This window comes from Halorubrum orientale (assembly GCF_059623105.1).
This window is the reverse complement of record NZ_JBSPSR010000002.1, coordinates 54,506-73,474: the sequence shown is the minus strand read 5'-3', so window position 1 is coordinate 73,474 and position 18,969 is coordinate 54,506. Positions and strand designations below refer to the sequence as shown.

Here is an 18,969-nt window from a genome sequence, read left to right as displayed (position 1 = left end):
AACGCCGCCTCGGCGACGGCGGGCAGCCATTATCGGAGCTCGACGTCAACGTCACGGCCGTCACCGGCGAAGACGCTCGCCGCGCCGCTACCCGCCGCAAATGCGATACGCTCCGCCCCGATACCGAGCCGATCGACGAGGCCGCGTTCGGGGGTGAACTCACGCACTGCGACTTCCTCACCGATCGCGTCTTCGATCTGGGCTTCGACATCGTCTTCGACGCCGAGGGCGTCGACGAGACCGATGTCGAGGGCATCCGGACCGAGATACACACGGGCTTCGGTCTCCCGTATCGTCTCCGGATCCATCGACCGGCCCTCGCTCACCGTCTCGACGAACTGCTCGTAGTAGCCATCGATGAGCGACTGAAGGTACTCGCGCTCGTCGTCTTCGATCTCCCGCAGCGGGACACCGGCATCTTTGTACTCACCGGCGGTGAACTGCTCGTACGAGATGCCGAGACGGTCGGCGAGTCCAGACGCGTTCGGCCGCGATCCGACGACGCCTATCGAGCCGACGAGACTACCGTCACGGGCCCAGAGCTCGTCACAGCCGCTCGCGATCCAGTAGCCGCCAGAGGCACACAGGTCGGTCGCGTACGCGATCGTCGGCCCGTCGAAGCCGGCGACCGCCCGGCGGATGTCGTCGCTCGGGACCACCTCGCCGCCGGGCGTGTTGAGCTCGACGAGGAGGGCTGTGACTGCCTCGTCGTCGTCTGCCGCTTCGATCTGTTCGACAACCTCGTCGGCCACCACCCCACCGCCACCCGACAGCGGTGACGGTCGCCCGCGGTCGCGCGCTATCGGTCCCGAAACTGATACTTTTGCCGTGTTGTACTCGTCTGGCTCGCCGAATCGGCCGCGGGTGACCTTCGCGAGAAGCCGTCCACCCGCCACAGTTGCCGTCGCACCGACCGCAGCCGCGGCGAGGAGGTCTGTGCGTCTCGAACGCGTCTCGTCGTTCATACCATTGAGTAGGTGCGCGTCCGTTTATGTTCCTCGCCACAACAGCGTACGATCTGCAAAACGTCGAACGGGCGTCCGCCTACAGTAGGCCGGTCTTCTGCAGCTTCATCAGATCCTCGGTGTCGAGGGTCTCGCCCTCTTTGAACTTCTGATAGATTTCTTCGGCTTCTTCTTTTTCTTCCTCGCGTTTCTCGGCGCGCTCGTCTTTGCGCTCTGCCTCCTCCTTTTTGTCGAGCTCACGGAGACGCTTCTGGACGCGTACAAAGTCCTCGTGATGGCGGTCGGCCGCTTCCTGGGCCTCGACGAAGAGTTCGTGCATCTCGTCGGCCTCGTCGCGAATATCGTCGGCCTCGCGGTAGGCCTCGATCATTTCGTTGTGGTGCTCTTGGGCCTTGTCCGCGAGCTCCGTCACCTTCTGGTGGTGCTGTGACGCCTCCGAGCGGACCTCTTCGGCCTCCTCGACGAGCTCGTCGAGCTCGCTCGTGTCGTCGACTTTCTCTTGTTTTTCGGCGAGTTTTTCGCGTTTGTCGTCGATTTTCTCGATGAGCTCGCGTTCGTCGTCGGCGTCGAGGACCTCCGTCTGCTGGCGGAACTCGAGCGCTTCGATTTCCTCTTTGAGCTCGTCGATGGACTTGCCGGAGCCGAGCTCCATGTCCTGTTTGAGCGCTTCAACCTCGTCGAACAGTTCGTTTGCGTCCGCGTTGAGCTCGTTTCGCTTCGTCTTGTGTTCTTGGACCTGCTCGTTGAGCTCATCGCGCTTCTCGCGGTGCGTCTGTGCCTCGTCGACCTTCTCGCGCGTCTTTGCGTTGAGGTCGTCGCGTTTCGACGCCCGCTCGGAGGCCATCTGGTTCAGCTCGTTACGTCGGTCTCGAAGCTGCCCGGCGCGCTTGATGAGCTGTCCTTTGGAGCCGTTCTCGAGGTCTCCCTCAGAGAGGTCGATGTTGTCCGCGGCTTCCATCGGTTCGATGTCGTACTGTTCGATGACTTCGTCTTTCGTTACCATTTGTTATCTCTCCATCACTGCTCCGGCGCAGCGGACGCTCGCTGACGTTCGTGGAGACCGTGGATAAGAACTCCCGTTCATTTCAGCGTGCGATCCACCGGGCGCCAGAGGCGCTCTGGTGAACAAAAGTACCTTGCAGCGATACATAAACACTTCGGTCTCTCGCATGGAAGACGGTAGCATGGGCCGTGTACCGGCCGATCTGCAGTGATTGGGTGGGTGTACCGCCGGAGACACGACGTGTCGTCGATGCCGTATCAGTCTCGTTCGCGCTCCGCTTCGACTGTGTACGAGAGAACCACACCGTCGTCGAGCCGGTCGACGTTGGTCAACCGGAGCTGCGGGAACGACTCGACGAAGCCGTCGCCGTCGGCGAGTGTGGGTGCCTCGCGCCCGCCAACGACGAACGACCCAACGTACACCTGGAGCTCGTCGACGATGCCGGCCGCGAGACTCGAGAATATCACCTCGCCGCCGCCTTCGATCATGAGTCGATCGACGCCGCGGTCTGCGAGCGCCGCGACGCCATCGGCGAGGTTGACCCGATCACCACCGGCGACAATCACCGTCGCACCGGCCGCAGCGAGCGCCTCGCAGCGCTCGGTTGCGGCCGCATCCGAGACGAGCAGGTACGTCGTCGCCGCGTCGTCGAGGATTCGGGCGTCGAGGGGGGTACGGCCGGTAGAGTCGACGACGACCCGAGCAGGGTTGCCGGCGCGGCCGTTTCGCAGCCGCTCGACCCGACGTGCCTCTTCGTCGAGCGTGAGGTGCGGGTCGTCGGCGAGGACGGTTCCGACACCGACGAGCACGGCATCGGCCGCCGCGCGGATCCGGTCTACCCGATCGAAGTCCTCGGTACCGGAGATTGCGAGCTGTTCGCGACGCCGGGTGGAGAGCTTCCCGTCGACACTCTGTGCGGCGTTGACGACGACGTACATACCGGGGACTCGCCGGGGAACCGAATGGCCGTTTCGGTCGGCGTACAACAGGTGAGCTACGAAGAGACAGAGACCGCACGCCGGCTGACATTTTTCTGTCAGCGGACGGAAGCACGCGATCCCATGCGCGCTCCGACGGGAGTCTCGGCCGTCCTCGCCGCGCTCGCTGGCGTGTTGACCCTCGGCGTCGGCTTCGATGTTGTTCAAGACTGGTACGTCCTCGAAATCGCGCCGTGGATGGCGGTCGTCGAGAACGCGGTCCCGTTCGCGCTCACGGGGACGCTTTACTATGCGGCGTGGTGGGCGGCGACGACGGACCTTGACCCGAGCCAGCGGCGCGCTATCGCCACGTGGACGCTTGTCGGTGTCGCCACCATGGTGATGTTCTCCGGCTGGATAGTCGGGGTACAGCTCGCACAAGGCGAACTCCAGCCGCTCATCCTCGTCGTCCAGCTGGCTGCCATTGGTGCGGTGAGCGGGGTCATCGTTGGATACCGAACCGCGGAGGTCACCGGTACGCGTGACTCACTCGCCCAGCAGCGGAGTTGGTTCGATGCCGTCTTCGAGAACACCTATCTGCTCACCGGGCTCATCCGTCCGGATGGAACCGTCACCGCGATCAACGAGACGGCGAGGGCGTCGATCGACGAGCCGCAGTCGGCCGTCGTGGGCGAGCTCCTCTGGGAGACGCCCTGGTTCAACCAGAGCGCGGATGCACAGGCGACGGCTCGTCGCGGCGTCGAACGCGCGCGAGGCGGCGAGCCGTTTCGCGATCGGGTCCGCGTTCGTGGGGCGGCACAAACGCGCCTGTTCGAGGTCGCCGTGCGGCCGGTGATGAACGATGACGGCGACGTGGACATCCTGATAGTCGAGGGTCGCGACGTCACAGCGCTCGAACAACAAGAGCGACAACTCCGTGTGACGAATCGGTTCCTCCGGCACAACATCCGGAATCGGCTCACGCTCATCTACGGCAACGCAGAGCGAATCGCGCGCGGCGAGGTGACCGGCGCGGACGCCACGGCTGCAGCCGAGGCGATCACGGGCGCGGCAACAGAGCTCGAGGAGACCGCAGGGACAGCACGAATCGTAAACGGACTGGTACAGAACGCCCCAGACCCGGTGGAAGTCGGCCTCGCCGAGACGCTCGAGCAGACGGTTGAGGCCGTCGAGACGACACACCCGGACGCGTCAGTTATTGTCGACGCGCCGGCGACGACTCGCGTGAAGAGCCTCCCAGAGCTCGGGACGGCGATCGAGAAGCTGATCACCGTCGCACTCACCGCCTGCGCCGCGGCATCGAGCCCGACACTCCGGATCGATGCCACAACAGACGGAATCGTGACGATTCAACTCGACGATGGCTCGCTGCCAGACCCCGAGCGGGCGGTGCTGCGTGGCGACCTAGATGTCGGGCCACTCCACCACGCCGACGGGCTTGACGTGTGGTACGTCTACTGGTGTGTCGAGCTCTCAGGGGGTGTGATTGCCGTCGAGAACGACGGCCGCACGATTCGGGTTCAGCTTCCGCTCGCTGATTCGAACGATTTGACGCCGACGGAACCGGCCGTCGCTCCTCGGTGAGCCGACACCGATTTGCCCGCCCCCACCGAGCGAACAGCTGTGACCGATCCGAGTCTCCACCACGTCGGTATCACTGTCTCCGATCTCGACCGCGCCACCAACTTTTATACCGACACGTTCGACCTGACGGTCGCCGCCGAGTTCACTGTCGACGGCGAGGCATTCGCTGAGGCCGTCGACGTTGCGGGCGCGTCCGCGGCGTTCGCACACCTCGACGGAAACAGGACGCGCGTCGAGCTCGTCGAGTACAACCCCCAGGGAGCGGCGCTTCCGGAGCGTACGCTGAACCGGCCGGGAGCGGTCCACATCGGGCTCGCCGTCGACGATGTTGAGGCGTTCTACGCCGACCTCGACGACGCCGTCGAAACGCTGAGCCCGCCCCGCACGACCGAGAGCGGGACGACGATCTGTTTCGTGTGCGACCCCGATGGCAATCGGATCGAGGTGCTCGACGCCTGAGGGTCCCCGGGATCGTGCCGGACGCTCACAGCACCTTCGTGCCCGGCGAGGCGTCCTCGTGGGTCGTGAGCAGGTCCGCCTCCTCGCCCGCCGCGAGCACCATCCCGTTCGACTCAACGCCGAACAGCTCCGCTTTTTCCATGTTCGCGACCACGACGACCCGCGTGTCCGGGAGATCGTCGACCGCGTGAAGGCCTTTCAGCCCCGCGACGATGGTGCGGGTCTCGACGCCGAGGTCGACGCGGAGTCGAAGCAGGTCGTCGGCGCCGTCTATCGGCTCCGCAGCCTCGATCCGACCCACACGGAGGTCGAGTGTCTGGAAGTCGTCGAAACTGATGCGGTCGGCGGTGATTGGGTCGATGTCGGACATGGATTCGTCGGTGTCGGCGGTTGATTCGTCGCTCGTTTTGTCATCCGATTTGGCGGCCGCGACACGAGATTCGAGCTTCTCGTTGAGCGCCGCAACGCGGTCGTCGTCGATCTTCTCGAAGAGCTCGGTGGGTTCCGTGAGGGCGCCTGTCGGGGACTGGCGGGCCGCCTCGACGGTGACGTCGTGGACCGAGCCGTCCTCGCCAAGTTGGCCCCAGACCTGCTCACACTTTGCAGGCGCGATGGGTTCAAACAGCACAGCGATCGCCTTTGCGAGGGCGACACAGTCGTGGACGACCTGTCTGGCTGCTTCGGGGTCGTCGTCGACGAGCGACCACGGCTCGTTGCGCTGGATGTACTCGTTTCCGAACCGAGCGAGACTCGTGACGGCGTCGCCGAGTGCGCGAACCGAGTAGTCGTTGACGGCGGCTTCGACGTCGGCTATCGCCTCGTCGATCCGGTCGGCGACCGTCTCGCTCGTCGTCTCGGCTATCGGGGCCGACTCGTAGTTGCGGTGGGCAAACAACAGCGAGCGGTAGAGGAAGTTGCCGACGGTGCCGACGAGCTCGGTGTTCACGCGGTCACGGAACTTCTCCCAGGAGAAGTCAACGTCTTGTTGGAACCCACCGTTCGTCGCGAGGTAGTACCGGAGTGGGTCGGGGTGGAACCCCTCTTCGAGGTACTCGTCGGCCCACACCGCCCGGTCACGGCTGGTCGAGAAGCCCTTGCCACCGAGCGTGACGAACCCGCTTGCCATCACCGCCCGCGGCTCCACGTGGTCGGTCGCCGCCAGCATTGCCGGCCAGAAGATCGTGTGATGTTGAATAATGTCGCGGCCGATCACGTGGACGATTTCGCCGCCGTCGGGGTGGTTGTCGCTTGCGCCCTCGAGCCACGCCGTCTCCCAATCGAAGGCATCCGCACCGACGCGCTCTGTGTACTGTTTCGTCGAGGAAATGTACTCGATCGGCGCGTCGACCCACACGTAGAGCACGAGATCCTGTGGATTCTCACCGGGCAGGTCGATCCCCCACTCCATGTCGCGGGTGATACACCAGTCTTGGAGCCCTTGTTCGATCCACTCACGGGGCTGGTTCTGCGCGTTTGCGGTCCCCTCGAGCCGGTCGAGAAAGTCGGCGAGGTAGTCGGCGAACTCCGACACCGCAAAGAACGTGTGTGTGCGCTCGCGGTACTCGGCCGGGTTGCCGGAGATCGTCGACACCGGGTCGTCGATCTCACCCGGCTCGAGGTGCCGTTGACACCCCTCGTCGCACTCGTCACCGCGGGCGTGTTCACCACAGTACGGACACGTCCCCTCGACGTAACGGTCGGGGAGGTATTGGTCGTCGATCGGGTCGTACGCGACCATGATCTCTTTTTCATACAGGTGGCCGCCCGCATCGAGCGCCCGGACGAGGTCCTGGGTGACTGCGGTGTTCGTCTCATCGTGAGTGTGGCCGTAGTTGTCGAACTCGACGTTGAACTCCGGGAACGTCTCGGCATACTGCTCGTGCCAGTCGAGCGCGAACGCCTCGGGTGAGACCCCCGCCTGTTCGGCGTTGACCGCGACCGGGGTGCCGTGCATGTCGGACCCAGAGACGAACGCAGTCTGCTGGCCGAGCCGCTCCAGCGCCCGGGCGTAGACGTCACCGCCGACGTAGGTGCGAAGATGCCCGATGTGGAGGTCGCCGTTCGCATACGGCAACCCACACGTCACCACCGCGGGGTGGTCCGTGGGGAAGTCGTCGTGGCTCATGTGTATGCTGTATGGTGGATACGAGCCAAAAGCCCGCTGGTTTCTGCGTCACCGCCGTGAGCCAACCGGCGCGTCGATGAGACCGTTTACGCGAGCTCGCGCACGACGCGCGCCGCGGCCGCCGCCGTGGGCGCGAGAACGTAGGCTATCGGCTCGACGCCGACCGCCCCAGTCTGGTACAGGACGAGCGTATCCGGAGGAAAGCGATCTGACCCGGTTTCGCCGTCCGACACACCGCCTGCTGTGACCGACGTGACGGCCGCATGGACGGCTTCGGCCGAGGGCCGCGTGGCGTCGAACTCGACTGCCGGCCCCGCCTCGGCGAGCGCGGTGACGATCTCGGGCGTGTACCGGACGTTCACCGCACCGCGGGCCGGGACGCCAGCATCTCTGACAGCGAGTAGCACGGTCGCGACGTGTTCGCTCACGCCGAACTCCGGCTCACCCGGCACCATTGCGCGTCCCTTCACGTCGACGAGTCGGCCGGGGACGGCGGCCACGTCGTCCACGTCGCGTGCGTCTGTGAGGCACTCGGCGACGTTCGCGCCGACGTTTGGGATGAGTCCCGCGAACCCGGAGGTGTTGGTGAGGGTGCGGAGACCCCGTCGTACCGAAGCAAGGACGCGCTCGCGCTCTCGAAAGCCGCTCTCGGGGTCGTGCACCGAGAAGGCCGTGTCGGCGTCGGCGAGCGCTGGCATCGCCTCCTCGTGAAGCTCCGCGAGGAGGTCGCCGTCTTCGAGTCGACGGATCAGCACCTCGACCTCGACGAGCGAACCGACAGGGCTGAGATCGCCGGAAGCGAGTCCCTCCCCAACTCGGTCGACGAGGTCACGAACTCGGTCGTCCTCAACGACGCGCTCGGTTCGGGCGACCTCCCCATGAGCGTACTTGGAGACAGCAGACTGTGAGATGCCGAGCGCGTCGGCCACCTCACGCTGGGTGAACCCGCGCTCGCGGAGGTCCTCGGCCAGCATCGACCGGACGGTCGGCAAGAACGCGTCGACGACGACCTCTTCGATGAACTTCATTCGTCTCCCCCGCTAAACTCCACGTCTGCGCCGATTCGTGAGGCCTGTGGCCCCTCCTGGCCTTGATACTTCGAGCCCCGTTCGGTGCCGTACGGTCGGTCAGCCGGCGACCGCAACTCGGTGAAGATGAGCTGTGAGACGCGCATTCCGGGCGTGAGCGCGACCGGAGCAGTCCCAAGGTTCGACAGCTCGAGCGTGATCTGTCCGGCGTATCCGGGGTCGACGATGCCAGCCGTGGCGTGGATCACGATTGCCAAGCGACCGAGCGACGACCGGCCCTGAACGGTCGCAAGGAGGTCTGGTGGCACCTCCACGCGCTCTTTCGTCGTCCCGAGAACGAAGTCACCTGGGTGGAGAATGAATTCCTCGCCCGCCGGGACCGTCGTCTCAGTCACGTATTCGCCAACCTCGTCTGCGGCCGTCGGGTGGATACAGGGGATGTTGGTTCGTTGAAACTCCAGGAACGTCTCGCCGAGTCGGAGGTCCACACTCGCCGGTTGGACCTGTTGGTCGACGTCCGCGAGCGGCTCGACCACGAGGTCCCCGTCCGCGAGGCGGTCGAGGATATCGGTATCGGAGAGGATCATGCTCAGAGACGGAGCCGGGTTGATATAAAAACTCCCGGAGTGCGAGTACGGATCGCCGCGCCGACCACCTCACGACGAGTCGACGGCCGTTTGAACTCCAACCCAGTTGGCGACCGCGCCGTCGGAGCCTGCCATCGGGGCGAGCGAGACCCGATTCAGGAAGGAGGTCCCATCGCGGCGGTAGTTCCGTAACTCGACCGTGACGGATTCCCAAATGGAGACCGCCTCACGAAGCGATTCAACCGCATTCTCGTCGGTATCCGGCCCCTGGAGCAGCCGGAGGTTCCTCCCGCGAACCGCAGAGAGCGGGTAGCCGGTTAGACGTTCGAAGCCGTCGTTCACGTAGCGTACCGGGGTATCCTGGTACGCCGGTCCGGTGAGCACAAGGCCGAAGGGGACCGAATCGAGCACCCAGAGCCGCCAGACGAGGTTCCGTTCGAGTGGGGTCAGCGCCTCGAACGCCCCGAGGTCGGGCGGGCCGTCGAACGCAGCCGGCGAGGGTGCGCGGTCGAGTCGGGCACTCGGGCTCTCATCGGTCGGCTCGCCTCTAGCACTCGACCTATCGGTGGCCGGCTCGCCGCCCACAGAGGCTGCCTCGAGCCGGCCAGCCTCGCGGGTTTCGAGTGCCGACACACGGTCCCGAAACGTCTCGACGTCGGCCCGAAGCGCCCCGATCAGTGTTCGTCGGTCGTCCATCGTCGTCGTACATCACTAGCCGGCACGGGGACAAACCTCCGTCGCCTGCGGTGGACGCCCAGTCACCTGCGGTTGCGACGCTATCGGTTGGGAGTCCGCGCAAAGAGAGAACAGAGCTATACCCGCGGCGGGGCTCGTGCCGGTGTGAAACAGACCATCGTTGCCCGGCGAGACCTCGGGATGGGTGCGGGCAAGCTCGCCGCGCAGGTCGCACACGCGTCGCTGTCGGCGGTCGAGGACGCGAGCGACCGGGCGCGGACCCGGTGGCAGGGCGAAGGACAGACGAAGGTGGTGCTCGGCGTCGACGCGGAACGCGAGCTGTTCGAGTTGGCGGACACGGCCGATGCCGCTGGCATCCCGTATGCGATCGTCCGAGATGCCGGACGAACGCAGCTCGAGCCGGGTACCGTCACCGCGCTCGCGGTTGGGCCCGCCCGCGACGACGCGGTCGACCGCGTAACCGGCGACCTCTCACTGTACTGATGTCCGGCGATACGACCGGCTCCGAGGCACACCCGATCGAGCGGGCGGTCGGCATCGACTGGTACGTCAGCACGTCACCCGGTATCGGGGGTCACCTCCGTGCCCAACCCGAAGACTTCCAAGTCACCGAGCTGGAGGCTGTCGATACCGCGCCGCTTGACGCCGATACCGGCGGGTACCCGGTCCTCGTCGTGCGCGCGACGCTCCGCGACTGGGACACGAACGACTTCGCCCGCCGACTCTCAAACGGTCTCGAGATCAGTCGCGAGCGCGTCTCCTGGGCTGGTACCAAGGACAAACGCGCCGTGACGACGCAGCTGTTCGGCCTGCGCGGGGTCGCCCCCGAGGATCTCCCGACGATTCGCGGCACAGATATTGAACCGGTTGGTCGGGCCGGCCGCGACCTCGCGTTCGGCGACCTCACCGGCAATGCCTTCGAGATCCGAGTCACTGGGACCGTCGACGACACCGAGTCACGAGCCGACGCGGTAGTGCGCGAGCTTCGGGCGTTCGCCGGCGGGGATCCCGCCAACGTTGACGCCCCCGTTGCCGTGCCCAACTACTTCGGGCAACAACGCTTCGGCAGTCGCCGGCCCGTCACCGGTCGCGTCGGCCTCGCGATCGTTCGTGGCGACCCACGGGAGGCGGTCAGACGCTACGCCGGCGATCCCGCGCCGACAGAGCCCGCGGATACCCAGGCGGGTCGCGAGCGCGTTGACGCGGCGTTTGGCGACCGATCCGATAGTACCGATGACGGGAATCAGGAGATCTTTGGCGACGGGGACTGGGCGGCGTGTCTCAACGCGATGCCACGGAAGCTCGGATTCGAGCGGAGCATGCTTCACCGGCTCGACGAGCGCGACGTCGACCCAGCAGCGCCGACAGACCATGACGACTGGTGGTACGCGCTTGAGGCGGTCCCCTCGAACCTCCAGCGGCTCTTTGTCAACGCGGCGCAGTCGACGCTTTTCAACCGCATCCTGAGCGAGCGTCTCAAACGCGGGCTTCCCTTCGACCGCCCCGTCACCGGCGATGTGGCGTGTTTCGCCGACCGCGACGCGCCGGCCGAGCTGTACGCCCCCGATCCCGATCGACTCCAGCGGGTCACCGACGGGCGTGTGTCGGTGATGGAGCGCCACTGCTCGCGAGGGCGCGCGTTCGTTACCGGCCCGCTCGTCGGCACCGAGACAACGTTCGCCGAGGGCGAGCCGGGTGCGATCACACGGGAGGTGCTCACCGAGGCAGGCATCGAGCCGGCCGACTTCGCGCTTCCCGGAGCGTTCGATTCGAGTGGGACCCGCCGAGCGATCCAGCTCAGGACCGACCTCACGGTGCGACTTGACGACGGCGACCCGGGCTTCACGTTCGCGCTCCCGAGCGGGTCGTACGCCACTGTCCTGCTTCGTGAGTTCACCAAGCAAGACCCACTCGAGATGTAGCGCCCGTTCGAGACGCGGTTGCCAGGGATCACGATCCGTACTCGTGGATCATTCGGGCGTTAAACACGTGTGGACCGCCACGTTGCTGTGATGGTTCGAGTCGTTTTTGTGCTGTCCATCCAGAACGGAGGTATGACTCGGATCGTCGTCCTTGACCTCCACGGCCAGTTTACGCACCTCGAGCGGCGGGCACTCAGAGACCTCGGTGTCGACACCGAACTTGTCGACGCTGACACGCCGCCGGACGAAGTTGAGGCGGACGGTATCGTTCTCTCTGGCGGCCCAGACATGGACCGCGTCGGGCGGGCACGCGAGTACATCGGTTCCGACGTGGGCGTCCCGGTATTGGGCATTTGTCTCGGAATGCAACTCATCGCTGATGAACTCGATGGAGCCGTCGGATCGGGCGACTATGGAGGGTACGCCGACGTCGACGTCTCGATCGTCGACGAGACCGATCCACTCGTCGGCTCGCTCGCCCCCGAGACCCGCGTCTGGGCGTCACACGCCGACGAGGTGACCGAGCTTCCGTCCGGATTTACCCACACCGCGACTTCCGACGTCTGTACGATCGAGGCGATGTCGAACGTCGATGCCGGACTCTACGGGGTTCAGTGGCATCCGGAGGTCGCCCACACTGAGGAGGGCGAAGCGGTGTTCGAGAACTTCCTCGCGATCTGTGCCCCGGCCTGACACTCGATAGGAGAAGCCGGAGAGTCTTTTATGCGCGGGCGTCGAGTGACACGCAGTGACCGCCACACAGGGACGGCTCGCCGGGCTCTCCAGGTTTATCTTCCGTGCGCCGCGGTGGCCCCGGACCCTCGCGTTCGCCGTGCTCCTCGGCGGCTTGACCGGTATTGCTGTCTTCGACTCGACGAGCACCATCGGATCGACCTATCCAGTGTTACTCATCGGCCAGGACGCCTGGCAGGGGATCGTGTTCCTTGCAGCACCGACCGTCGTCGCCGCGCTCGCGACGACCCCCCTCGACCGCTGGCTCGGAGGGAGCCTGACGCACGACCGGTCGGCGTTGCTGGCGCTATGTTGTGAGCTACTGGTCGTCCTCGTCCTCGTCGTCGCCGGGGTCCTCGCGGCTGTCTTCGGGCTCTCACAGCGGTTCGTCTTCGACGTCTTGGTCGTCGCGCTCGCGTCTATCTTCGCGGTTCGGCTGCTCGCCGTGCTCGCGGTGTCACGGCTTCCCCTACCGCTCGCAAGCGTTCCCGCCGCAGTGCAGACGGCCGCGGCTGCGGCCCTGCTTTTCGTTTACGGCGGCACCGCGCGCCTCCTGCTCGACGGCGACTCGCCGTACCAGGCGTACGTCTTACGACTCTCACGACCCGACCAGAGCCCGCCGGTGTTCGACGCGGTGACGATCGACCACTTCCTGCTTCTCGGGGCGCTGTGTCTGCTGTACGCCGTCGCCGTCTGGGGCTTTCTCGTGGGGATCGACCGACCCTGGCGGCGTAGCCTCGACGTCTCGGTGCTCGATTTTATTCACGGGTTTATCGGCTATGCCGCCGAGGAATCCCGTGACCTCGAGCGCTTCTTCGAACGACTGGGCCAAGACGCCGTGGTACCCGTGTCGGTACTCTCGTTTCGCACCATCGATGGACAGCCGTCGACCGATGGCGGAAGCGAGACGGACGTCGAGGCGGACGACGACGTCATCGCGCCCGATCGCCTCGGGGAAGAGAAGGCCCGGTTCGTCCTCCCGATGATTCATCCGGGTCCGCTCGGTGAGATCGGTGGCGGTGACCTCCCGCGGCGCGTCGCGGTCTCCTCGGAGGGGCTCGGGTTCCCGCCGCATGCGACTGCCGGCCACGACTTCAACCTCGTCTCCGAGACCGAAGTCGACGGCGTCATTCGCGCGGCCGACCGCGTGCTCGACAGCGCGACGTACCGACACACTGGGACAACTCCACAGACGGTCGCAGCCGGGGAGTCGACGGTGCTCTCACAAGGGTTTGGCGACGGTGCCCTTGCCGTCTCAACGTTCGCGCCGGGCTCTGCCGACGACGTGGACTTCGCGGTGGGTCAGTCGGCGATCGCCGAATTCCGGACCGGCGGCGTCGACGACGTCCTGCTCGTCGACGGCCACAACTCCCACACGGGGCTGTCGGGTAGCGACCTCGGACACGTCACCCCAGGATCGGAGCGGTCGTACGATCTGTACGAGGCGGCCGCCACGGCGGGTGCCGCGGTCGCAAACGCCCCAGAGGGAGCACTCGAGTTGGGCGTCGCGTGGGCGCCAACCCCGTGGACGCCAGACGATGGGATTGGGCCGCTTGGCGTCCGGGTCGCCGTCACCCGGGTCGCCGGTGTTGAGGCCGCATACGTGCTCATCGACGGCAACAACATGATCCCCGGACTGCGTGCTGACCTCCTCAAGGCCGTTCGCGACGTCACCGGTATCGACCACGTCGAAGTAATGACGACCGACAATCACGTCGTCAACCGGACTCGGGCAGACAACCGGGTTGGAGAGCGGGTCGACGAGGCCGAACTGGCGCGGATCGTCCGCTCGATCGCCGCTGACGCTCGTGACGACCTCGAGCCCGTCGCCGTCGGCGGCGGCACCGAACGCGCTACCGTGACCGTCTTCGGGAACGACCGCACCGAAACGCTGGCAACGCAGGCCAACGCAGCACTCTCACTGGGGGCGGCGCTGGCGGCCGCAGTCACCCTATTCGCGATGGCGGTGAGTGTGCTGTTGTTCTTCCTCGCGTGAGCAAACAGAACAGCGCCAGCAACCACCGTCACACGTCCCGACCCATCTGCGGTGGCGCGCGCCTCGTGAGCGCGCCAGAGGTGGGCTCGCGAGCGCGTGCGAGGGATGAGCGAGGTGCCGAAGGCACCGACGCGAATCGGCTGGGGAGGGTGTGGCGGCAAGTGGTGTCCGGTGGTCATGCGGTCGTATTCGTCACAGAACTACTACCACACACGTATCGAATCGGCTGGGGAGGGTGTGGCGGCAAGTGGTGTCCAGGTGTCGCGCGACCCCCTTGCTCACACAGCCACCATCACACACGTATTGGGGGCCGTGACTCGAAACGTCCTCGTATCCTCAAGCGTACACCCAAATCGACAGAACGACCGACTCACGGAGCAACTACCGACGTCGGCCACACCAACGGCGTACTACGCCTCGAACAGCTCGTCGACAGCCTCGCCAGCCGCTTCGGTCGCAGCCGTCGCCACGGCCTCGGGATCCGGATCATCCGGGGCGTTCACGTAGACGTCGACATCGAGAACACCAGCCTCGAACGTCACCGTCACGTCGAGGTCACGGACTGCCGACTGATCGTAGTGGTCGAAAACGACACGCTCAGCGGCCGTCGCTGCGGTCTGAACGACCTCCTCGTCGGTCGGATCTCCGGTTAGTTCCTCGCCGGTCGACTCCTCGGTCATCGGCTCACGCGCCGCCGGCGCCTGGACCGCCGGGCCCCATCGGACTGCCGCCCGCGCCACCTTGGAGCATCTGTTGGAGCTCGCTCTGGAGGCTCTCGAACTGGTCTTGGACGCGCTCTTCTTGCTTTTCGAGCTGCTCGACGCGGATCTCGAGCGAGTCGACTTTGTTCTCGAGGTCCTCGTGTGCAGACGCGTACTCGGTCTCGACGAGCACTTCGCCGATCTCGCGATACATCTCGGCGTCCTCGTCGACGTCACCAAGCGCGTTGAGAGCCGTCTCCGACTCGGTGAGCGCCGTCTTCGCCTGCTCCTTCTGCTGGGCGACCTGCTGGGCAGTCTCCTGAAGTTCCTGCAGTTCCTCGATCTTCTCCTGTGCCTCGGGCGGCATGTTCCCTTGCATGAACGGATTGAAGCCGCCCGGAGGGAAAAACCCCCGACTTCTTCGTCGGCGTGCGTGATCGACGTGTGTACGTGACACAGGCCGTGAACCGGTGCTTTGTGGCAACAAACCGTGGCCGACGCCGGTCGCGTTGAGTCACCCGATGACTCTTCCACATAGTAACTCACCCACACGGTGACCACGCTCACGCCGAGGGTCGAGCAATGCGCTCGGCAACCGCAAGCAGCCGCGACCAGCTGGTGACGCCCGCACGGAGTGCAGCGAGGTCCGCAGCTTGAACGCGAATCTGCACGGTGGCGTCCGTCCGAGAGACCGTCGCTTGAGCGCGAGCCTCCTCAAGCTCGCCGACCTCCGGCGAAAGCGCAGCCGCCACGAGACATGCGCGGGGCTCCGTGACGTAGTCGGCGGTAAGCGTCGTTTCGTGTGTGAATAGATCCGCGTCGGCTCCGCGGCTCATCGCGGCACCGAGCGCCTCACTCGACGTTGACTTCCTTGATGCCGCCGCCGCGCTCTTTCAACAGCACGCGGTGGCCACAGTACGGGCAGCGGACGCCGCCGTACTCATCGAGAGTGACGTCGCGTTTACAGCGGGAACAACGGTAACTCATTCGTCGTCAGCGAGTGCAGCGCGGATGGAGCGACGGACGGTCCGTCCACCGGGGGTCTCTGGACGGTACGCCCCGCCGGTGAACGTCTCGCCGGTCTCCTCGTTCACCCAGATACCCGTGCCGACGCGCGTGACGTCGTCGCCGTCGACGGTCGCGTCCCGCATCTCCGCTTCGATGTCTTTGACCCGCTTTCTGGCGACGCGGCCGTAGCGGGCGCCGAATCGGCCCGCACTGCCGGTGCTTCGAGCCTTGTCCTCAGCCATAGTGGCCTCACGTACCGCCAGCGCGGGTAAAAAGGCTACGAGTCGGGGCGCGCCACACGTCGCGGTGACGATCACACCGTATCGCCAATCACGCCTCGCGGCTGACGTCAAGCTGTTCGTCGACCACGAACCGAGCCGCGTCGTCCGTCTCGAAGACCATCGCGTCCTCCCGGCGGTCGACGTCCCAACTCAGCGCCGTCGCCAGCCGGTCCCATCCTGGATCGACCGTGCGGTCGATAAAGTAGTGAGCCATCGGGTCGCGGTCGTCGGTCGCACTGAGCGGGTGTGTCACCCGATGTTGGCCGCAGTAAGTACATGAGAGCATCACGAGCCCATCGTGTGTCACGTGTTGTAACAAATCCACCTCGTCGTCAGAAACACCCTCGTGGCGCGGAAATATTACGCGCACATCGTGGCCACAGGTTGGACAGAAGCCGCGCGCCATTGCCCGGTACACGCACATGAACCGCCGATGGACGCGTTCGAACGCGGTCTCGATGTCGACCCCGTCAACGCCCGAAGGCGGGTATGGAAGCGCAGAGATCGTCCCAGTCGGGAATATTTCGGTGTCGACGGCGCCCGCACAACTGGGACAGCGGGTCACCATGAATCCGTTCGCATAGAAGACCTCGATCGGTGCTCCACAGAGATAACACGACGAGTCGACCTGCTCGGGAGCGACTCGCGGGTTCTCTGTGAGCGTTCCCGTCCGTCGGAGTCGAACAATCTCGCGGCCGCGCTCGGTAAGCCGGTAGGCATCACCGAACTTGAGCACGAACTCGTCGGTGAGCCGCTCAAGATGGTAATTGAACTGCCCACTGTCGTCGATCCCGACCGCCTCCTTGATCGACGAGTAGCTTGTCTCTCCAGAGAAGGGCCCTGGCTCTACCGTCCGGTCGTAGAGCGCGTCGAGAATCGCCAGCCGAATCTCGCTGTCGAGTACCGAAAACACCAGCGCGTCGTGTGACCGGGCGGGTTGAGGGCCATCCATCTGTCAACAATGTAGAGTAGTGCACCCACATATATGTAGATTATGTTGACATGACTTGCACCAACGGACGCGTGCTAACGAGCCTCCCAAACCGATCTGTCTGTATCGTCCACGATCGACTTCGGCGTATATGCCGAAATCAATATGTAGAGGACCCTTACTTCAGCTTCTCTCGATCGGTCGTTCCCGAGGCGGACCGTGTAGCTTTTTCCACCGCTCCGCTGAACTGTCGGTATGCGAAACGCCAAGATCGTCTGTACGCTGGGTCCGGCGTCGGACGACAGCGCAGGTATCGAGGATCTCGCCGAGGCTGGAATGTCCGTGGCCCGACTCAACGCAAGCCACGGGACGACAGCCCACCGCGAAGCCGTCATCGAACGCGTCCGCGAGGTCGACGACGCCATCGAGGATCCGCTCGCGGTCATGGTCGACCTCAAGGGCCCGGAGGTACGCACTGCCGAGATAGACGACTCGATCGTCCTCGCTGACGGATCGACGGTGACGCTTGCGGCGGGCGACGACGCGACCCCGGAACGCGTCGGACTCTCTCACTCGATTGCCGATGCCGACCCCGGCGATACGGTACTGCTCGACGACGGACGGATCGAGTGTCGTGTCGAGTCAGTCGATGGGGCGTCGGTCGTCGCGACGGTCGTCTCGGGCGGCGAACTCGGCTCTAGAAAAGGCGTCAATCTCCCCGGCGTCGACATCGACGTCGACCTCATCACCGAAGAGGACGAGGCCGAACTACGGCTCGCTGCGCGCGCAAACGCCGACTTCGTCGCGGCCTCGTTCGTTCGCGACGGCGAAGACGTATACCGAATTGCTGACACTCTCGAGGAGTACGGTGGCGACAACATCCCGGTGATAGCGAAGATAGAACGCGCCGGCGCAGTCGAGAACCTCACCGGAATCGTCGATGCCGCAGACGGCGTGATGGTCGCCCGCGGCGACCTCGGCGTCGAGTGCCCGCTCGAGAATGTCCCGATCATTCAAAAACGCATCATTCGAACCTGCGTCGAGGCGGGCGTCCCAGTCATCACGGCGACGGAAATGCTCGACTCGATGGTCCACTCACCGCGGCCCACCCGCGCGGAGGCCTCAGACGTCGCCAACGCGGTCCTCGACGGGACCGATGCGGTGATGCTCTCGGGTGAGACGGCGATAGGCGACCACCCAGCGGCAGTCGTCGAGACGATGGACCGAGTTGTCAGAGAGGTCGAAAACAGCGCAGAGTACGCCGAGACACGCGAACAGCGGGTTCCAGCTGCCGCGGATGACTCACGGACCGAAGCGCTCGCACGCTCTGCGCGCTACCTGGCGCGCGACCTCGGCGCCTCGACCGTCGTCGCGGTTTCAGAGTCGGGGTACACAGCCCGGAAGACGGCGATGTTCCGTCCGGGCGTCCCAGTCGTCGCGACCACACCGAACGATCGCGTGCGGAGACAGCTCGCACTCTCGTGGGGAGTCCAACCCGTGAAGACGGCGTACGCAGGCGACATCGAGGCCGTCCTCGACAACGCAGTCGACGCAGCACTCGAGACCGGCGCGGCTGACTCCGGTGACACACTCGTCGTCCTCTCTGGGATGTTGACCGAACTCGAGGGAACGAACGCGACTAACACGCTCAAGGTGCATGTCGCCGCCGAGACGGTTACCACGGGCAAAGCCGCTGTCGCGGGACGCGTCGCCGCCCCGGTCTATCGGACCGACGACGGCGACCTCTCGGGGGTTCCCAACGGGTCGATTGTCGCGTTGTCCGCGGCGTTCACAGGCGAGTTCTCCGGTGACCTCGACCGCATCGCCGGGATTGTCGACGCCAGGCCGGGAATGACCGGCTACCCGGCCGTCGTCGCCCGAGAGCTTGCCGTGCCGATGGTGTCGAATGCCTCGGTACCAGACTCGATCGCCGACGGGGAGATCCTCACGGTCGATGGCGAACGCGGCGTCGTCTACGAGGGGGATATCGTCACTCCCGGCCGACAGCGATAG

General features: G+C 65.3%; 20 protein-coding genes. 7 read left to right on the top strand and 13 right to left on the bottom strand.

Features of this window, described 5'->3' with window-relative positions; translation table 11 throughout:
* Nucleotides 1-29 precede the first annotated feature (29 nt).
* The 3 genes from sppA to ACWUI7_RS02705 all read right to left on the bottom strand — a co-directional run bounded on the left by sppA (nucleotide 30) and on the right by ACWUI7_RS02705 (nucleotide 2,906).
* Complete coding sequence (gene sppA / locus ACWUI7_RS02715) at nucleotides 30-965, bottom strand: signal peptide peptidase SppA (RefSeq protein WP_496640650.1); 936 nt, start codon at nucleotides 963-965, stop codon at nucleotides 30-32.
* A 79-nt stretch (nucleotides 966-1,044) separates the two neighbouring features.
* Nucleotides 1,045-1,968, bottom strand: coding sequence for a coiled-coil protein (locus tag ACWUI7_RS02710; protein ID WP_496640649.1), 924 nt, complete (start codon nucleotides 1,966-1,968; stop codon nucleotides 1,045-1,047).
* A 257-nt stretch (nucleotides 1,969-2,225) separates the two neighbouring features.
* Nucleotides 2,226-2,906 carry a 2,5-diamino-6-(ribosylamino)-4(3H)-pyrimidinone 5'-phosphate reductase gene (locus ACWUI7_RS02705; protein WP_496640648.1) on the bottom strand — a complete coding sequence of 227 codons (681 nt, stop codon included), beginning with the start codon at nucleotides 2,904-2,906 and terminating at the stop codon, nucleotides 2,226-2,228.
* 24 nt (nucleotides 2,907-2,930) lie between these two features.
* Between ACWUI7_RS02705 and ACWUI7_RS02700 the strand changes: the two genes are divergently transcribed.
* On the top strand, nucleotides 2,931-4,490 hold the full coding sequence (locus ACWUI7_RS02700) for a PAS domain-containing protein (RefSeq protein ID WP_496640647.1): 1,560 nt from the start codon (nucleotides 2,931-2,933) through the stop codon (nucleotides 4,488-4,490).
* 39 nt (nucleotides 4,491-4,529) lie between these two features.
* Nucleotides 4,530-4,949, top strand: a complete 420-nt coding sequence (locus ACWUI7_RS02695) for a VOC family protein (RefSeq protein ID WP_496640646.1) — start codon at nucleotides 4,530-4,532, stop codon at nucleotides 4,947-4,949.
* A gap of 25 nt (nucleotides 4,950-4,974) precedes the next feature.
* Here the strand turns inward: ACWUI7_RS02695 and metG are convergent, their stop codons facing one another.
* The 4 genes from metG to ACWUI7_RS02675 form a co-directional block, all read right to left on the bottom strand.
* Nucleotides 4,975-7,074 carry a methionine--tRNA ligase gene (metG, locus tag ACWUI7_RS02690; RefSeq protein WP_496640645.1) on the bottom strand — a complete coding sequence of 700 codons (2,100 nt, stop codon included), beginning with the start codon at nucleotides 7,072-7,074 and terminating at the stop codon, nucleotides 4,975-4,977.
* A gap of 86 nt (nucleotides 7,075-7,160) precedes the next feature.
* The gene (locus ACWUI7_RS02685; protein ID WP_496640644.1) at nucleotides 7,161-8,102 is read right to left on the bottom strand and encodes a thiamine-phosphate synthase family protein; all 942 of its coding nucleotides are present in this window, start codon (nucleotides 8,100-8,102) and stop codon (nucleotides 7,161-7,163) included.
* Nucleotides 8,099-8,689, bottom strand: coding sequence for a dCTP deaminase (gene dcd, locus ACWUI7_RS02680; protein WP_496640642.1), 591 nt, complete (start codon nucleotides 8,687-8,689; stop codon nucleotides 8,099-8,101). The genes ACWUI7_RS02685 and dcd overlap by 4 nt, the downstream gene beginning before the upstream one ends.
* A gap of 69 nt (nucleotides 8,690-8,758) precedes the next feature.
* Complete coding sequence (locus tag ACWUI7_RS02675) at nucleotides 8,759-9,385, bottom strand: PAS domain-containing protein (protein ID WP_496640641.1); 627 nt, start codon at nucleotides 9,383-9,385, stop codon at nucleotides 8,759-8,761.
* A gap of 144 nt (nucleotides 9,386-9,529) precedes the next feature.
* Here ACWUI7_RS02675 and pth2 point away from each other — a divergent pair, with 144 nt between their 5' ends.
* The 4 genes from pth2 (at nucleotide 9,530) to ACWUI7_RS02655 (ending at nucleotide 14,035) form a co-directional block, all read left to right on the top strand.
* Nucleotides 9,530-9,868 (top strand): peptidyl-tRNA hydrolase Pth2, encoded by a 339-nt coding sequence (pth2, locus tag ACWUI7_RS02670; RefSeq protein ID WP_496640639.1) that lies wholly within the window; start codon nucleotides 9,530-9,532, stop codon nucleotides 9,866-9,868.
* The gene (truD, locus tag ACWUI7_RS02665) at nucleotides 9,868-11,307 is read left to right on the top strand and encodes a tRNA pseudouridine(13) synthase TruD (RefSeq protein WP_496640638.1); all 1,440 of its coding nucleotides are present in this window, start codon (nucleotides 9,868-9,870) and stop codon (nucleotides 11,305-11,307) included. The genes pth2 and truD overlap by 1 nt, the downstream gene beginning before the upstream one ends.
* A gap of 132 nt (nucleotides 11,308-11,439) precedes the next feature.
* Nucleotides 11,440-12,000: a GMP synthase subunit A gene (locus ACWUI7_RS02660; RefSeq protein WP_496640636.1), complete on the top strand. Its 561-nt coding sequence runs from the start codon at nucleotides 11,440-11,442 to the stop codon at nucleotides 11,998-12,000.
* A gap of 55 nt (nucleotides 12,001-12,055) precedes the next feature.
* Nucleotides 12,056-14,035 carry a DUF2070 family protein gene (locus tag ACWUI7_RS02655; RefSeq protein ID WP_496640635.1) on the top strand — a complete coding sequence of 660 codons (1,980 nt, stop codon included), beginning with the start codon at nucleotides 12,056-12,058 and terminating at the stop codon, nucleotides 14,033-14,035.
* 410 nt (nucleotides 14,036-14,445) lie between these two features.
* Here ACWUI7_RS02655 and ACWUI7_RS02650 read toward each other — a convergent pair whose 3' ends face one another.
* From ACWUI7_RS02650 to ACWUI7_RS02625, 6 genes are all read right to left on the bottom strand, one after another.
* The gene (locus ACWUI7_RS02650; RefSeq protein ID WP_496640634.1) at nucleotides 14,446-14,715 is read right to left on the bottom strand and encodes a DUF3194 domain-containing protein; all 270 of its coding nucleotides are present in this window, start codon (nucleotides 14,713-14,715) and stop codon (nucleotides 14,446-14,448) included.
* Between the two features lie 4 nt (nucleotides 14,716-14,719).
* Entirely contained in the window at nucleotides 14,720-15,103 is a 384-nt protein-coding gene (locus ACWUI7_RS02645) for a prefoldin subunit beta (protein WP_496640676.1), read from the bottom strand.
* 196 nt (nucleotides 15,104-15,299) lie between these two features.
* Entirely contained in the window at nucleotides 15,300-15,572 is a 273-nt protein-coding gene (locus ACWUI7_RS02640; RefSeq protein WP_496640633.1) for a KEOPS complex subunit Pcc1, read from the bottom strand.
* A 16-nt stretch (nucleotides 15,573-15,588) separates the two neighbouring features.
* A complete protein-coding gene (locus tag ACWUI7_RS02635; RefSeq protein ID WP_496640632.1) occupies nucleotides 15,589-15,723 on the bottom strand; it encodes a DNA-directed RNA polymerase subunit P in 135 nt (44 codons plus the stop codon).
* Nucleotides 15,720-15,986 carry an eL43 family ribosomal protein gene (locus tag ACWUI7_RS02630; RefSeq protein WP_496640631.1) on the bottom strand — a complete coding sequence of 89 codons (267 nt, stop codon included), beginning with the start codon at nucleotides 15,984-15,986 and terminating at the stop codon, nucleotides 15,720-15,722. The genes ACWUI7_RS02635 and ACWUI7_RS02630 overlap by 4 nt, the downstream gene beginning before the upstream one ends.
* An 88-nt stretch (nucleotides 15,987-16,074) precedes the next feature.
* The gene (locus ACWUI7_RS02625; RefSeq protein WP_496640630.1) at nucleotides 16,075-16,977 is read right to left on the bottom strand and encodes a DUF7351 domain-containing protein; all 903 of its coding nucleotides are present in this window, start codon (nucleotides 16,975-16,977) and stop codon (nucleotides 16,075-16,077) included.
* 234 nt (nucleotides 16,978-17,211) lie between these two features.
* Here ACWUI7_RS02625 and pyk point away from each other — a divergent pair, with 234 nt between their 5' ends.
* Nucleotides 17,212-18,969, top strand: a complete 1,758-nt coding sequence (gene pyk / locus ACWUI7_RS02620; RefSeq protein WP_496640629.1) for a pyruvate kinase — start codon at nucleotides 17,212-17,214, stop codon at nucleotides 18,967-18,969.